General features: G+C 54.8%; 14 protein-coding genes, 1 tRNA gene and 3 pseudogenes. 12 read left to right on the top strand and 6 right to left on the bottom strand.

What is annotated here, in order from left to right; all coding sequences use genetic code 11:
• Positions 1 to 17 precede the first annotated feature (17 nt).
• Positions 18 to 539, bottom strand: coding sequence for a protein-export chaperone SecB (locus tag ABF859_RS00090; RefSeq protein WP_415524980.1), 522 nt, complete (start codon positions 537 to 539; stop codon positions 18 to 20).
• Positions 540 to 655: 116 nt separating this feature from the next.
• Positions 656 to 946 carry a hypothetical protein gene (locus ABF859_RS00085; protein WP_415524978.1) on the bottom strand — a complete coding sequence of 97 codons (291 nt, stop codon included), beginning with the start codon at positions 944 to 946 and terminating at the stop codon, positions 656 to 658.
• A 165-nt stretch (positions 947 to 1,111) separates the two neighbouring features.
• On the opposite strand from ABF859_RS00085, the gene ABF859_RS00080 reads away from it, so the two are divergent.
• The 4 genes from ABF859_RS00080 (at position 1,112) to ABF859_RS00065 (ending at position 2,931) form a co-directional block, all read left to right on the top strand.
• The gene (locus ABF859_RS00080) at positions 1,112 to 1,450 is read left to right on the top strand and encodes a LapA family protein (RefSeq protein WP_415524976.1); all 339 of its coding nucleotides are present in this window, start codon (positions 1,112 to 1,114) and stop codon (positions 1,448 to 1,450) included.
• A gap of 8 nt (positions 1,451 to 1,458) precedes the next feature.
• On the top strand, positions 1,459 to 2,169 hold the full coding sequence (gene pyrF, locus ABF859_RS00075; RefSeq protein ID WP_415524974.1) for an orotidine-5'-phosphate decarboxylase: 711 nt from the start codon (positions 1,459 to 1,461) through the stop codon (positions 2,167 to 2,169).
• A complete protein-coding gene (locus tag ABF859_RS00070; protein ID WP_415524972.1) occupies positions 2,166 to 2,822 on the top strand; it encodes a phosphoribosylanthranilate isomerase in 657 nt (218 codons plus the stop codon). Before pyrF ends, ABF859_RS00070 begins: the two co-directional genes overlap by 4 nt.
• Before the next feature lie 18 nt (positions 2,823 to 2,840).
• Positions 2,841 to 2,931, top strand: a tRNA-Ser gene (locus ABF859_RS00065).
• A gap of 309 nt (positions 2,932 to 3,240) precedes the next feature.
• On the opposite strand, the gene ABF859_RS00060 is transcribed toward ABF859_RS00065, so the two are convergent.
• Complete coding sequence (locus tag ABF859_RS00060) at positions 3,241 to 4,197, bottom strand: hypothetical protein (RefSeq protein ID WP_415524970.1); 957 nt, start codon at positions 4,195 to 4,197, stop codon at positions 3,241 to 3,243.
• A gap of 837 nt (positions 4,198 to 5,034) precedes the next feature.
• Here ABF859_RS00060 and ABF859_RS00055 point away from each other — a divergent pair.
• The 5 genes and pseudogenes from ABF859_RS00055 (at position 5,035) to ABF859_RS00035 (ending at position 10,165) form a co-directional block, all read left to right on the top strand.
• Positions 5,035 to 7,248, top strand: a complete 2,214-nt coding sequence (locus ABF859_RS00055; RefSeq protein WP_415524968.1) for a TonB-dependent receptor — start codon at positions 5,035 to 5,037, stop codon at positions 7,246 to 7,248.
• Positions 7,249 to 7,271: 23 nt separating this feature from the next.
• Entirely contained in the window at positions 7,272 to 8,123 is an 852-nt protein-coding gene (locus ABF859_RS00050) for a carbon-nitrogen hydrolase family protein (RefSeq protein WP_415524966.1), read from the top strand.
• A 9-nt stretch (positions 8,124 to 8,132) separates the two neighbouring features.
• Positions 8,133 to 9,377, top strand: a complete 1,245-nt coding sequence (locus ABF859_RS00045) for an MFS transporter (protein WP_415524964.1) — start codon at positions 8,133 to 8,135, stop codon at positions 9,375 to 9,377.
• Positions 9,268 to 9,789, top strand: a pseudogene (locus tag ABF859_RS00040) (N-formylglutamate amidohydrolase); the annotation flags it as partial. The gene ABF859_RS00045 and the pseudogene ABF859_RS00040, both read left to right, overlap by 110 nt.
• A 49-nt stretch (positions 9,790 to 9,838) precedes the next feature.
• On the top strand, positions 9,839 to 10,165 hold the full coding sequence (locus ABF859_RS00035; RefSeq protein WP_415525684.1) for a hypothetical protein: 327 nt from the start codon (positions 9,839 to 9,841) through the stop codon (positions 10,163 to 10,165).
• A 104-nt stretch (positions 10,166 to 10,269) separates the two neighbouring features.
• Here ABF859_RS00035 and ABF859_RS00030 read toward each other — a convergent pair whose 3' ends face one another.
• Together ABF859_RS00030 and ABF859_RS00025 are read right to left on the bottom strand one after the other, a co-directional pair.
• Complete coding sequence (locus tag ABF859_RS00030; protein WP_415524962.1) at positions 10,270 to 10,509, bottom strand: hypothetical protein; 240 nt, start codon at positions 10,507 to 10,509, stop codon at positions 10,270 to 10,272.
• 595 nt (positions 10,510 to 11,104) lie between these two features.
• Positions 11,105 to 11,404, bottom strand: a complete 300-nt coding sequence (locus ABF859_RS00025) for a hypothetical protein (RefSeq protein WP_415524960.1) — start codon at positions 11,402 to 11,404, stop codon at positions 11,105 to 11,107.
• Positions 11,405 to 12,090: 686 nt separating this feature from the next.
• Here ABF859_RS00025 and ABF859_RS00020 point away from each other — a divergent pair.
• A complete protein-coding gene (locus tag ABF859_RS00020; protein ID WP_415524958.1) occupies positions 12,091 to 12,786 on the top strand; it encodes an NADPH-dependent F420 reductase in 696 nt (231 codons plus the stop codon).
• 351 nt (positions 12,787 to 13,137) lie between these two features.
• On the opposite strand, the gene ABF859_RS00015 is transcribed toward ABF859_RS00020, so the two are convergent.
• A complete protein-coding gene (locus ABF859_RS00015) occupies positions 13,138 to 14,367 on the bottom strand; it encodes an MFS transporter (RefSeq protein WP_415524956.1) in 1,230 nt (409 codons plus the stop codon).
• Between the two features lie 103 nt (positions 14,368 to 14,470).
• On the opposite strand from ABF859_RS00015, the pseudogene ABF859_RS00010 reads away from it, so the two are divergent.
• Positions 14,471 to 15,078: pseudogene (locus tag ABF859_RS00010) on the top strand (TetR/AcrR family transcriptional regulator).
• A gap of 156 nt (positions 15,079 to 15,234) precedes the next feature.
• Positions 15,235 to 15,319, top strand: a pseudogene (locus ABF859_RS00005) (3-oxoacyl-ACP reductase); the annotation flags it as partial.

Raw genomic sequence — 15,319 nt, 5'->3', positions numbered from 1 at the left:
ATGCCGTCGTCACATGTTTACCGCTGCTGGGAGCGTCGGCTCTGCCAGAGTGCATGAAAATCTATGGGCTGGATATTGGGCGACGGAAATCCTGCCTCACGGACCGTATTGAGCATTGCGCTGCGTGCCGGAGGAAACAGGAAACGAGGGGCTTCAACCAGCAGAAGAGGCTCAACCGCGTCCTGCGGGATACGTCCCGTCAGACCGAACAGACCTGCATAGGCCAGACTGATTTCATACAGCACTTTCGGATTGGGGGCTTCCTGTGTAGGAGCGCTCTCCAGTCCCTGTGCCCGGATAACCAGACTGACCTCGAATGTCGGCTGATCTCCAAGCTGGCGCCCCGTGACATCGACCATCATTCCGATATGGGGCTGCGGCGGCAACTCCCTGTAAACGTCCGGCGTATTCTGCACATCAATGGACAACGTCCGCAGGTACTGCGATCCAACAATAAGAGACGAGGAAGAAGGCAGGGAATCCGACACATCCAGGCTGGCAGAAGCACCTGGCAGTGTATCGGTATATGTTTGATCCATTGGCTTGCATCCTCATGCGATCATCAAATCATACATTTCGTATTGCACTGAAATGCAAGGAAATGTGGTGCCGCGCACTCTGTCACGATGTTTCCGTTTTGACCAGCGGGACGATTTCAGATGCTCCTGCCCCGCAGCATCCCCAGCGCCGGAAGCGGCGTCCAGTTCCGGGGAAGATCGGATCGTCTTATTTTCTCGACCCTGTAGACGGGAATATTCTGCTTTTCGGACTGAAGAAACAGGATGTAAGCGCGGACCTGACCGATCCGCCACTGCCTGTCGGCTTCCGCTTCCTGCCGGGTCGCGTAGATGTTCGCGATGATCGTACGTTTACCCTGCGACGCGAGAATGGCCCAGAATGTATCACTTTTTGGAAGAGCCGGCCGTAACGGAATGATTTCAGACACTGCAATCCCTTTCGGTGATACGTTGGGAATGATATCGCCATCCTGCGCAATGTCAGCACCGGCGCATGATGCCGCCCGTACAGGACATCATGATTGCTGACAGGGAATCAATCTTCCTGCCCGCACGTCTTGTTGCGCCGCAGGTAGCACGATAGGACCATGTTCATGCTCAGACTGCTCATCCTCGTCATTCTTCTTGCGGTCCTGATCGTTTTTGCCCTGAGCAATACTGATCTGGAACCTATCTGGCTGGTTTCCTTCGGCTGGCATCTGTCCATTGGCACACTCGTCCTGGGGGTCGGCGTGATCGCTCTCCTGTTCGGTTTCCTGATTGGCCTGATCGGGGACATGCAGCAGCGATCGCGTGCCCGCCGGGCGGAACAGCATGTTCGAACACTGGAAAGCCAGCTCGTCGAGCTTCACCAGCGCCTTGACCGTCTCCAGAACCCTGTCGGTACTCCCCTTCCCGGCACGGCGCCTGTTTCGCCTGAACAGAAAGTCTGAACATCAGCATGTCCCACCGCACGCGACTGATCGCCGCGCTCGATACCGCATCCCTCTCCCAAGCACAGCATTGGGCGGATAGTCTGAAAAATGATGTCGATGCCATCAAACTGGGGCTCGAGTTCACCTATGCCTGCGGGCTGGATGCGGTAAAGACGGTATCCAAAGGGCACAACCTGTTTCTGGACCTGAAACTCCACGACATTCCCCATACCGTCGCTTCGGGCCTGTCTGCCCTCGCTCCCCTCAGACCGGCCCTCACCACAATTCATGCCAGTGGCGGCACAGAAATGATTGCCCGCTCCCGGGAAGCTCTCGAACGCGCCTTTCCCAACGGATCGGAACGCCCGAAACTGCTGGCGGTCACAGTTCTGACCAGTATGAACGCTGCTGGGCTTCTGGAGATTGGCGTCAATGTCACACCTGAGGAACAGGTGCTCAGACTTGGGAAGCTGGCAATCAAGGCCGGCGCTGATGGTCTCATCTGTTCCGCCCATGAGCTTGAACCCCTGCGAAACATTCTGGGTGACGCGCCTGTTCTGGTCGTTCCAGGCATCCGCCCCGCTGGCAGTGCAGCCGATGACCAAAAGCGCATCATGACACCCGCACAGGCAGCCCGTTCGGGAGCAGACTGGATCGTCGTGGGAAGACCCATCACGAAAGCTGCGGATCCGGTTCAGGCAGCCAGGGCAATCATGGAAGAACTGGCCAGCGCATGACGGGCGTCAAGATCTGCGGGATCCGTAACGTTCAGACGATGGCACTATGTGCTCGGCTGAAGGTTGAGTGGGTCGGGTTCGTATTTTGTGAAGCTTCCCCCCGTTTCGTGACCGCTTCTGACGCCTTGCGCCTGCATGAGAGCGCGCCGCCCCCTCAGGCAGGGGGCCCCCTCCGGGTCGGTCTTTTCGTGAAATCCGAGAACCGGTTCATTGAACAGGTTCTTCAGACAGTCCCGCTGGATATTCTTCAGATTTACGACACGTCGGAGCGGGCCACCGAAATCCAGTCCCGGTTCGGTCGCCCCGTCTGGCAGGCAAGAGGCATTGCCTGCCCTTCAGATCTGCCGACAGATCCCCATATGGCAGGATATGTCATCGAGGCCCCAAAACAGGATCAGGATCGCCGCCCAGGCGGCCTCGGTCGGACTTTTGACTGGTCCCTGACCCGGAACTGGACTGCTCCGTCGTTCTGGATGCTCGCAGGTGGCCTGAACCCGCTCAATGTCCAACGGGCAATTCAGGAAAGTCAGGCATCCGCAGTCGACGTTTCTTCCGGGGTAGAGTCAGTTCCTGGCGGCAAATCTGCTGAACTTATTGAAAAATTTGTCCGTAATGCCCGAAAGGGACTTGATCTGACGCTCAAGCTCCCGTAAGTACCGCCTCGCTCGACAGGAGAGATGGCCGAGCGGCTTAAGGCGCACGCTTGGAAAGCGTGTGTACGTTAATAGCGTACCGTGGGTTCGAATCCCACTCTCTCCGCCAGCGATCCCCCACCATTAGTGACCGTTATTGACCAAGGGCAGCCATATCTGCCCTTTTCCTCCATCTGGTTTGTGTCCATTAATGGAGAGGACAAACCATGAACAGAAATGCGAATAGGGGTATCAATGGGGGTATCGTTTAAGAGGTGCCCTCGCCTGCGGATATGGTATCGATTGCTGGCAAGAATGGGTGTTCGGCGCATACGTTGAACGAATTGATCAAGAAAGCCGAAGTCGAAACCGAAAATTCTGCGGGTTTTCTCGGAGCATTTCGGTGTCTATGGCGTGCGGAAGGTTTAGCGCTATTGCCTTATGCGCAACGCGCAGATTTCACGATAAGATTTCCAATTAATTCGTAATCTTTCTCGAGGTTCGAATAAGAAATACGGATATAGGATGATTTTGTCAGAGAGTGCTTCGAACCAGATGAAACAAGAACTCTGTTTTCCTTTAGAAAATCTATAGCCTTTTTTTCATCATCCACTCCAATCCAAAGGGAAAATCCACTCCCTTTTCTATCAACTAATAAATTATATCCATTTAATACCTCAGAAAGGCATCTCCTTCTATTTAGATATACAGAACGTGCATTCTGTATGCATTCTTGAGCAGTTTTGTCTGCAAGCAGATAAGCCGTAGCTTCCTGAAGAATGCGGCTTGTCCAACCGGCCCCGAAAGCCCGAAATTCCTGAATTTTTCCTATGACTTCAGAAGATGCGGACACAACGGCAAGCCTCAGATCGGGAGACATGCTTTTGGAATAGGAACGAATATGAACCGTGTAATACGGATGCCACTTGCCCAAGCTACAAGGGGGAACGAGGGAGAGGGCGTCCAGAGCGTCCCACTCGATGATCCAGAGCGGCTTTACACTGAAAGTTTCTGCTATGGCCCTTAACCGATCCGGGTGGACGCTTTGCCCCGTGATACCATTGACGCGTGGCTGAAAGACAAACGCAGCTGGTTCATGTGTTAAAGCTGCCCTCAGAGAATGAAGACACGGTCCGTCAGCGTCACAGACGACTGGAATGATTTTTACGCCCAGACGCTCAAGTATATCGAGAGTCGCAGTTGCTGTTGGTGTCTCGACCGCGACAACACTCCCGCGGGACAGGAGCACCGAAAAAGTTTCATTAAGAGCGCAGAAGCCGCCGTTAGTCGCAAGGAAACCTTCGCTCTCATAAGGCCAAGTTCTCCTGCACACTCTCTCAAGAGCGGCCGTAATACGGATCTTTGCGTAGGAATTAATGTCTGGAGCCTGAGCCACGTGCGCCAGAGCCTCGTTCAGAGGTGGCAGCAGGGATCGGTCAGGGATGGCGGCAGAGAGGTTGATGATGTCTTGCCCTGCATGTTTCTGAACACCTCGCCGCTTGGGCCGCGGAGACGAAGACGATCGACAGACCCAACTGCCCAGCCGCCCTCTCCCCTCAATGAGGCCGTCTTCCCGAAGCTCTGCCCAGGCAAGACATAGGGTTGCTGGACTGATCTGCATGCAGAAAGCCAGATCTCGAAGAGAGGGCAGACGACTGCCAAGAGGCAGCAGACCGGACTGAATGAGAAAGCGCGTCCGGCGACTGATGCCAGCAGATGTCCGGTCGGACAGATGGCCAGATAACCACTCTGAAGATACGTTATTTATATTATCCACGGATAATTTCACATTTTAAATGTTCAATAACAACATACCACTTGATATGCACGTTATGGAATGGAAAATTGTCATCAGAAGAGAGCACCACTTCCGCAGCAGATGTCCGGAGACTGCCCTGTTCTGCTGGTTAATAATTACAGACCAGAATTAAATGTTCAATAACAACATAACATTTGTGAGCTCCAACCAGAATCATCAATACTGTTCCGGTATGGATATGAAACATGTGATCCTGAAGCTCCCCGGGGTCCGCCTTCTGCGAAAAGGGAAAAGGGCGTGCGGAACAAGAGTCTATACGTGCTGATGTCCATGACTGCACTATCCAGCAGCATAAGTGATGCTCGGGCGAAAAGCCCATCAGCAGCAAATGGCCGCGAACGTCATGCTCCTGTGACATCCCAGAAGCCTATTGCTGATGGAATTCAGGTGCATGGTAACGCAGAAGAGTTACGCGTGTTTGCTACGGGTCTTCGTAGCCCGACAGGTGTCACGAACCAGACACCTGGCGGCGGCCTACTACCACTCCGTGATGACGCGGCAATGGTCAGTGGCGCCAACCGTGATTTCATCGCCAAACAAGCGCCGACGAGTAACCTGTTCAGCCTGATGCAGATGGCCCCCGGAGTAACAGTGGCCAAGACTGATCCTCTTGGTGTCAGCGACCGTTCCAATGTGATGATCCGTGGAATGCAACAGAACGAAATTGGCTGGGAATTCGAGGGGATGCCCGCTGATGACCAGATCAATCATGTCGCAGATTCCTCAGAATGGTCCGATTCAGAAAATATCGGTCGTTTCGAGATCCGTCAGGGCTCCCCCAATATAACGGCCCCCGTACTGAATGCCGTAGGCGCCCTCGTCAGTTCCTCACTGCGTGATCCATCCCTTCATCGCAGTGGGTACCTGGGCACCAGTTTTGGTACCAACAATGCGTTCCGGGAATTTCTTCGGCTCGACTCTGGAGAAATCGGCCATACCGGCATCCGTAATTTCACGTCCTTCTCTTACACAACTAACGACAACTGGCGTGGTCCGGGCAACAACACGCGCTATCATATAGACAGCAAGTTCGTGAAAGAATGGGGGAACGGTAACCGTCTCGCTGCGGTTGTAACCTATAATCGCCTGCAGAACGCCTGGCAGAACTACCTGACATTAAGTCAGTGGCAGCAATACGGAACGCACTATAATCTGGCCACATCTTTCAAGAACGGACAGGCGAATTACTATAAACTCTGGATCAATCGCCGATCGCGCGTGATGATTTCTTTGCCATCACATTTCAATCTCGGCCACGGCCTCTCCCTGACAGCCACACCTTATTATTTCTGGATGAGCGGCAGCGTTCCCAATGGTACGACGCTCAGCAATACCGGGAGCTATTCCGGCACGCAGCCAGCAGGCGATCTCGGGCTGGAAGACCTGAGCAGTGGGCGTGGTGTCGTCGCGGCGATGGCTGCCGGTTATACATTCTCCAGCGGCATTACGACAGGACTGGCCTATCGCAAGGGGATCAACCTTCTTGAAGTGGGGGCGTGGTATAATAACGTCGATCGCAGGGCCATAACGTCCTATGCCGCCGTTGGCGCAAATGGACAGGCCGCCAATCTTTATGGCGGCCACGCCATCACGATGGCCAATGGATCAATCCTGTATAGCACCAATTTGCACGAGATTCAGCAGACGACGGCGCTTTACGTTCAGGACACAGTGTCTCTGCTCCATGACAGGCTGAAAATCTCCGCGGGTTTCAAGGAAGCCATGGTGGATTTGCGTGGAACCAACATGCTTCCTGGTGCGCGATATTATGCTGGGGCCAGCTATGCCATTCCCCTGCCCCGCATGAGCATTCATTACAGGTTCAATGCCGAGCATCAGGTCTTCTTCAACGTCAATACAGCGTTCCGGACACCGGTCGGCGATACGCCATTCTATGATTCGATCAGTGTCTCAACCGGCAAGATCACATCTCATGGTAGTTCTTCGGTCAAGCCTGAATACTCCATCTCCGAGGAACTGGGGTATCGCTACACCGGGCTCTTCAACGCTTCTATTGGGGTATTCAATTATAACTTCAAAAACCGCCAGCTTTCCGCGAGCGCTCCGCTAAATGGTGTCCTGACCACGCAGTATCTGAATGTCGGTGGACAGACGACACGCGGCGCGGAAGCCGAGATCGGGCTGAAGCGTTGGCATCATATTTCCCCCTATGCGTCAATTTCGTATCTGCATGCGACCATCGACGATAATTTCCATACTGGCGGGACCTACCTTCCCACGAAGGGTCGAACGGCTCCCATGAGCCCGAAAGCCACTGCAGCGGTCGGCATCAATTATGATGACTCCCATTTCTTTGGCGGCCTGCAGTTCAACTGGGTGGATGCAATGTATTCCTCCTTCATGAACGATCAGGGGATCCCGGAACGCAAAACACTGGACATCAACGCAGGGTACCGGATGAGCGACGTCGGCTTCTTCCGGAAACCCCAGATCCAGCTCAACATCATCAACGCTGCCAACACCAAATATCTGTCGGGTGTCGTCGCTCCTGTTGCCAACGCCAAGGCTCAGAAAGGAGCCAATGGAAAGACCATTGCAGCTTCTACACCTACCTACGATGTCGGCGCCGGATTCGCCGCTCTCGTTTCGATATCAACAGGTTTCTAAAAAACGTCCGAGGATGTTCAGTCATGCTTGTTACCCTGATCCAGTTCAACGCCGGCAATAAAAAGGACGAAAATATTGCAACAGTTCGCCGGCTGGTTGCTGACGCATTTTCCCGCCAAAAATCCCGTGTGATCAGTCTGCCGGAAATGTGGCCTTGCCGTAATGCAGACCGTCCTACGCGTTTCCAGGTTGCTGAAATACTCCCGGCGCCAGACAGCGGCGCAACCGGAGGCGAGGTCTACCAGACCATGGCAAACCTCGCGCGCGAATATGGTGCCTATGTCCACGGTGGATCGATTGCTGAACTTGATGGTGAGCGTCTATGCAACACGACCCTGGTGTTCAATCCGGAAGGACAGGAAATCGCGCGCTACCGTAAATTACATCTGTTCGACGTTACGGGACCAGATGGAACGGTGTATAATGAAAGTCGGGACTTCAATCATGGGAAAGCCCTGAGCATCTGCGATATAGATGGCATCAAGGCGGGATTCACGATCTGCTACGACCTGCGTTTCCCCGAGCTTTTCCGCGCCTTGCGCGACGAGGGGGCAGAAGTCATTTTCCTCCCTGCTGCCTTTACCCTTCAGACGGGCAAAGATCACTGGGAAGTTCTGCTTCGGGCCCGTGCCATCGAAAATCAGGTCTGGATCGTGGCAACCGGCATGTACGGCTCACATCGCAACGACAAAGGAGAGATCCGCACAACATTCGGTCATTCCCTGATCTGTGACCCTTGGGGCCATATCGTAGCTATGGCATCTGACGGAGAAACCTCCGTAACGGGATATCTGGATCACGCACTGACACAACGTATCCGCCAGTCCATCCCGCTGGGTAATCACCGGCGCCTTCCCCTGCCTCTGGTAGGCTGAGGGAGCGTCATGCGGGAGAAAAGCTGGATCGTCCTGATTTTTTTGCTGGCACCGATCAATTTCCTCATGTCGCTGGACAGGCACGCCATTTCCATAGCCATGCCCGTCATCCGCAAGGATCTGGGGTTCAGCATATCGGAGGCTTCGTTCATTCTCTCCTGCGCAACATGGGGATATGCGCTCCTGCAACCGCTTTCCGGTTGGCTTGCAGAGAAGCTTGGCCCGCGACGCGTGCTGTTCGGAGCTGCTTTTCTGTGGTCGCTTGCAACACTTGTCAGTCCACTCTGCCTCGGATTTGCACCTTTCCTTATGGCACGCTTTGGTATGGGAGCGGCGCAGGCGCCAGACTGGGCCAGCAGCATGCTTGTTCTCAGGAGACATTTTTCCACCGTCACCCGAAGTCGCGCCAACGCGCTGCTGCTGGGATTCATCTATCTCGGGTCCATTCTCAGTGGACCGCTGACGTCCTGGTTGATGCTGACCTATTCCTGGAAGCTGGCTTTCGCAATTTTTGGCGCATTTGGAATCGCCATAAGCCTGTATTGGCTGGCGTTCTACAGGGATCAGCCCGACAGCATTTCGTTGAAACCCGATTTGTCCCTATCAGTCCCGTCGCCTGATCTCGATCGCAGTAGACTCTTACGGACCCCCCGCTTCTGGCTCATCGGGTTTCTCTATTTCTGCACCATCTGTGTACAGGGATTTTACGCAAGCTGGTTTCCAACCTGGCTACATGAGGTTCATCATGTCCGCCTCAAGGATCTGGGATGGATCTCGTCAGCGCCATGGGTGGCCCTTTATGTCTCAGTACTGCTTGCAGGTATCATAGCCGATCATCTGGCTTCACGGAGTTTCAGCCTGCGTCATATCAGAACAGTTCCCCCGATATTCGGGCTTGTTCTGAGCGCAGTTCTACTGGCCATCGCAAGCCATGCTCAGGGCACCATTCTAGCACTGAGTCTCATGACAGGCTGCCTTGGCGCGATCGGCTTCGTGCAGGTTTCACTGTGGTCCAGTGTTCAGGATATCAGTGGCGCCTACACCGGATTTGTCACTGGTTGCACAGCGTTCTGGGGCAGCCTGTCCGCCAGCCTCATTCCGCTTGCAGTGGGGTGGATCGTGACACGAACCGGTTCATGGGAAGATGTACTGTTTTTGCCTTCGGTGGCAGCCTGCGCCGGAGCGGTCGGCTTTTTCTGGCTTCGGCCTGACAGACCCCTTCTTGAAACACCGGAGCATCACAGTGAGCTCTGAGCATACATCTCCCGCTTACTCTGAGGCCATCACCTTTCACAACATCGGGTCCCGCAGTCTATATGTGATCGTCTGCGACCATGCCTCATCCCTTATACCCGACGAATATAAAGGCCTCGGACTGCCTCCCCAGACGGTCAAAGAGCATATCGGTTGGGATATCCATGCCATGGACATGGCGACCATAGTGGCCGGAATGCTTGTTTCTCCGCTCGTAAGCGTTCCCGTTTCCCGCCTCGTAGCGGAGCTGAACCGCCCTGAAACCTGTCGTGAAAGAATTCCAGCCAGAAGCGAAACAACATTCGTACCGGGGAACCTCTCCCTCACATTGCAGGAACGCGAAAACCGACTCTCACGATGGCATCGCCCTTTTCATCAGGGCCTGAGGACCCTTCTGGAAGAACGTACCTCGCGCGGGAGTGAAACCTTTCTGGTGGGTATTCATTCCTTCACCCCGGTCTATGCTGGTGTTTCTCGTCCATGGGCCGGCGGGCATCCTGTATCGAGCCTCCCATTTGCACGGCAAAACCGTAGCACAAGCCATGGAAAAACAGAGCGGCGCGCTCGTCGGCCGCAACCAGCCCTATGACCTGTGGCAGCACTCGAACCATACGATCCCTTTCCACGGAAACAGACGTGGCCTCGCCGCCATCATCGTCGAAATTCGCAATGATCTCCTGGCCACCACTCCCGATCTTAATCGATGGGCCGGGATCACAGCCCAGGCCCTCCAAAAAGGCCAGACCTGCCCTCTCCCTCCCGTCAAAAGACAGGCCCAAACTGCATGACTCTCTCCACGAAGCCGACCATCAACGGTACCTGGATCATCGAAAGGCAGCTTTCTAGTTGGAGCAACGGTCTATTCCCTCATGAAAGCATGGACCTGTGCGTCTCACTCCGTATCGAGAACGGAAATCTGTTTTATCACTCCGTGAACCGAAGCAACCCAGATGCTCCCCCCTCCCATTTCCGGTTCGATATTCCCCTCGATAACTGCTCGTATCCCTTCACGGGGAGTCAGCGCTTTGATCATCTCCGGGGGCGCCTGTTGCCGGATGGCGCACTGGAAATCTTGAAACTCCAGGATGGCGCAATAGTCATTGCGGAAATCTGGCGCAGGCATAACGATCATCTGTTATTCCGCTGGGGTGTCAGTTGCTCTGCCCCCCAAAGCCCGAAAGCCCGAAAGCCTATACGGAATATTTCAGCACCATCGTCCCCAACGGAGCCAGATCTCATGCTGCGTCGTTCTGAACCTGGAAGATAGAATTCCCTGCTGAGGCTATACCTCATTGCAACAACCCTGTTTCCTCTCACGTCACATGCCGCCGAAAGCTCATCGCTTGTGACCGGCACGCTGAACAAAACCATTTCGGGCAAACTTTCCGTGATGGGAAAGACATGGACTTATGAAAGACGCCTTGCCCCCATCCTCACGATGCGGAAGGCAAGCCGCTCGTCAACATCAAAGAAACCGGACTGCTTCATGAGCCATCCTGCTACTCACTACATGAGGAATGGAATCACATAGAAGGACCAAAAACCAGAGGCTTTTTCGAAACCTTCATTCCTCCATTTTCATTCGAAATGAATTCTATATGATCTCCAATATCTGCTTTCATTCTCAAGTACCTCCATAGTAGACCGACCACCTACCCCCAACAGCGGTCTGTCCGGATTAGGAATTCAGGGGGCCTGATAACCGCCATTCATCATGGCGGCCAACGTCAGACATGCACGTGCTTTTGCACTTCTGAGTCGGTCTCGAAGGCGCGCAGAACCGCCTCCCAGAAAGCTCTATCAGTCGAATATCTGCCCCAATTTGGTGGCTCCTCGACATCCGCCATCGGATCAATTGAAAGCAGAACCCATGTCTGCGTGATCCGATCAATCTCTTTGTCGGAAGAATTCAAAAGGCGTTGTAGCTTATGGATCGTCTCAAGTTTAAACTGTAGGCTACGCTCTCTTGGTCCGTCCTGAATTGCCTCGTCCAGCGTGTCACCACACATGTCAGCATCTTCATCCAATGAACTGGTTCCCACACTGGACAACGGGGGAAATGCATCTCGAATCTCAGCGTGTGAAGAGTTCGACGGTGAAAACATGGTAAATCATCCCATTATGTTCAGTGTTCTTAATCGTAACTTTTGCGTGACGTGCTTCCCGTCTGACTTGATCGGCCTGATGGATATTGTCTCTGCTGCCAGGATGAGAGTAGCGGAGACAGACCCACTTCCGAGGACACTGAAAAAGAGGAACGGTACCTCGCGCAGAGAAAACTACCGTTTTATGTCCCGAGAGATCCCATAACGTCCTGGACAATCCTACTTCCCAGTTCTTCCATACTGACACCTGTCCTCCTTCACCGACCGTCTTCTTCTCGGTCATCTGCCTCGCAGCAACCGTCATGTTCTGGCTATGAGGCCTGAGCCTGGTGCTTACTTGGAATAAAATGCGTAGGCCTGGTGCACGGAACAACAGCCTCTAATCCCCCAATGTATGAGCCATTGTTCGGCAGAAGCGCTGATCGTGCTTTATTGGTCGATACCGTGTCACAATGTCGGCGTTTTTTCGAACGTGGCTGAAGCCGCCTGCCCCTCTGAATTCCTCCCGGCTCGGAGGAGGTAACGTTCAAAAATAACCCTGCCGGACTGGTCCCGGTCCGACGGCGTCCCATATCAAAAGGAGTCATTAAAAACCAGGAGGCGACGGCATGAAGATCGGCATTATCGGAGCAGGCCAGATTGGTAGCACGTTGGTACGCAGGTTTGTGGCCTGTGGTCATGAGGTAAAAGTCGCCAATTCACGCGGCCCGCAGACTCTGACCGAACTGGCGCGGGAAACCGGCGCAAAGCCCGTTACCGTCGCGGAAGCGGTCAGTGACGTGAACCTCATCGTCGTCACCATTCCCGAGAAGAACATTCCTACTCTTGGCCACAAGCTGTTCGAACATGTTCCGGCTGATGTGGTTGTGATCGATACCGGGAACTATTACCCCCGCGAGCGGGACGGCCGTATCGCTGCCATCGAAGCGGGTAAAGTAGAAAGCGTCTGGGTCTCGGAAGAGATCGATCGTCCGGTTATCAAGGTCTTCAATAATATCTACGCAAAGCATCTGCTTGAAGATGGGACCCCCAAGGGGACGGCGAACCGGATCGCATTGCCGGTCGCGGGGAATGATGTATCCGCGAAGAAAACCGTCATGGGACTGGTGGACGAGATCGGGTTTGATCCTGTCGATGCCGGTTCGCTGGCGGAATCCTGGCGCCAGCAGCCGGGAACGCCGGTCTATTGCGCGGATCTGGATGCGGCGGGCGTAACCAGGGCGCTAGCCGCGGCCAGTCGTGAGCGCACTGCACAATGGACAGCAACGGAGAACAGTCCTGGCAGCTTCGAAACACCGGCCTGAAACTCATCGCTATCAGGTATGGCAGGCTTCATTTGCCAGGATGAAGCCTGTGGCCGATAATTTCCACCAGCCAGTCCACGAAGACGCGCACACGCGGGGAAAGCCGTTTATACTTGGATAAAACATAAAAATAAGCTCTCTGTTTGTCCGTTATGGACAGAAGCGGGCCTGCTGTTTGTGTTTTTGCGTCAGATATAAAGTGCCTATCCCCATATTCTTGAGAATGGACATTTATGGGTGAACATAATTCAACATCAGATAGGGTCCCACCAAATATTCTGGAGACAAGGGTAAATATTCTGGCAAATGCGTTTGTTTTTAGCGACATCGCACAGTAAATCTGCAACTCATCTACAACGAATTCTTAGTTCTCCCGTGCCCCTCTCCAAGCCGGTGACCAGGTCGGAATCCATGGGCCCGGGCGTGGCATGCGATCAGAAAGCCGGTAGCAGCCAGCCCCAGCACGGCCCAAGGGAATGACGCAGCCCCCCAAGTCTCAAGCAACATACCGCCCAGAACTCCTCCGCCGGCTATGGCACTATTCCAGGCGACGACATTTATCGACAAGGCGACATCCACGCCGTCGCCAGCCGCATCGGCGAGTGCTGTCTGAAGTAACGTCGCAGCTCCGCCGAAGGTCAGGCCCCATATCGCAACACCGATTATGATCACGACAGGCGACGCAGATCCGACGGCGAAAACACCCGCAACAGCAGCGAACATTGCGAGACTGGCCAGAACGGACAGACGCAGGGCGTGATCGACCATACGGCTGGTCAGCCAGATACCAGCAAGGGCAGCGAGACCAAAAAGCAGCAGGATGCGATCGGCCTGTCCTGCCAGCCCGGCAGGCGTGATGAACGGCACGATATAGGTGTAGAGCACATTGTGCGCGAGCATCCATGTCATCACGACGGCCAGGACAGACCGCACACCCGGCGTTCGCAGGACATGCCCGAACGGCAAACGCTCATGATGCGCCAGACCCGGGAAATCGGGCACTTTCGCCAGAACCCAGACGATCAGCAGCAGGGTGGCAGCCGACATGATCCCGAAGGCCAGTCTCCATCCCACAACAGCGCCGAGCCATGTTCCTGCCGGGACGCCCAGCGAGAGCGCGATCGGTGTGCCGACCATGGCGATGGCCAAGGCGCGTCCCTGCTGGGAACGCGTCACCATCCTGCGCGCATAACCCGCCAGCAAGGCCCAGGCGAGCCCGGCCGCCGCACCAGCACCATAACGGGCCACAAGGGTCAGACTGTAATGCGCCGAAAATGCCGTGACGGAATTGAAGACCACAAAGCCGATGATCGCCAGCAGGAGAACCCGCCTCCGCCGCCATCGCTGCGTGGCGAGTGTCAGCGGGATCGCGGCGCTCAGGGAACCGAGAGCGTAAGCCGTGACCATCTGTCCTGCCAATCCAGGGGAAATATGCAAGTCGGTCCCGATCTGGGGTAGCAGACCGGCCGGGAGGGTTTCGGTCATGATGCAGATGAAGCCGGTCATTGCCAGTGCGAGCAGGCCGGCGACAGGCAGACCGTCCCCGTCGTTCGGCCCGATTGATGTCGTATTAAGGGTCATGCGGCTCTCATATATGGATCGACCGATATATATGAGAGCCCTAGAATCTTAGCAATAAGTTCTGGATCAATTAATATGGAAGTCTTTCGGAAGGAGCGACAACATGGCGCAGGCAGGGCATCCTCGTGTGTTTGACAGGGATCAGGTGATCAACGCTGTCACGGCACTTTTCTGGTCGAAGGGCTATGAACCGACTTCCCTGGTGCAGTTCAAGTCCTGCGTGGGCAACATTTCGCCTGCGAGTTTCCATGCCGCGTTCGGCTTCAGGGAAGCCCTGCTCAGTGAAGGCGCGCAGCAGCATCTGGCGGCTTATGGGCAGGTCATGGCCCCTCTGGGAAAGGGATGTCTGACGACGCGCGATGCGATCGAACAGACGCTGCGCGGTCGGTGCGCATGCAGTCGGCCCGGACGCATCCCTGCGAATGTGTGATCGTAGCAGGCACCAGCAACAACTCGCCGAAGAGTGGTAGCGGATGCGGGCCGGCTTCAGGGCCTGCGTGAAACGCGCCATTGCCAGCGGGGAACTTGCGGGATTGCGCGGCAATAGAGGTGCTGCCCGATATTTTCACGACCTTCTTGCATGGCATGACCTGCGAAGCCCGTGATGGGACGACCTCGAAAAATATGGATGTGGCCATCCCCTCTCTCCTGACGCTGCGGGATGCCAGTGCCATGGTTTCGGAAACAGGGAAACACCCCAAAAGTCTTTGATGGACTGCGGAAATGGCAGACGCCGGAATTCCGCAATCATTTTCCGTATCGGTCAATCCGTAATTTATTGACGCTATCTTGTGCGCATATTATGGATTGAACGATACGGAATTAGGTTCCGGAACATATCGCCGCACTCGGCCAGGGGATCCGGTTATGAGCAGACAGGACATTGCCCTCGTCACAGGGGCCAATCGTGGCATCGGATACAGTATCGCAAAGCATCTGATCGCCTCGGGCA

Source organism: Gluconobacter sp., assembly GCF_047722525.1.
GTDB lineage: Bacteria > Pseudomonadota > Alphaproteobacteria > Acetobacterales > Acetobacteraceae > Gluconobacter.
This window is presented reverse-complemented; position numbering and strand designations above follow the sequence as displayed.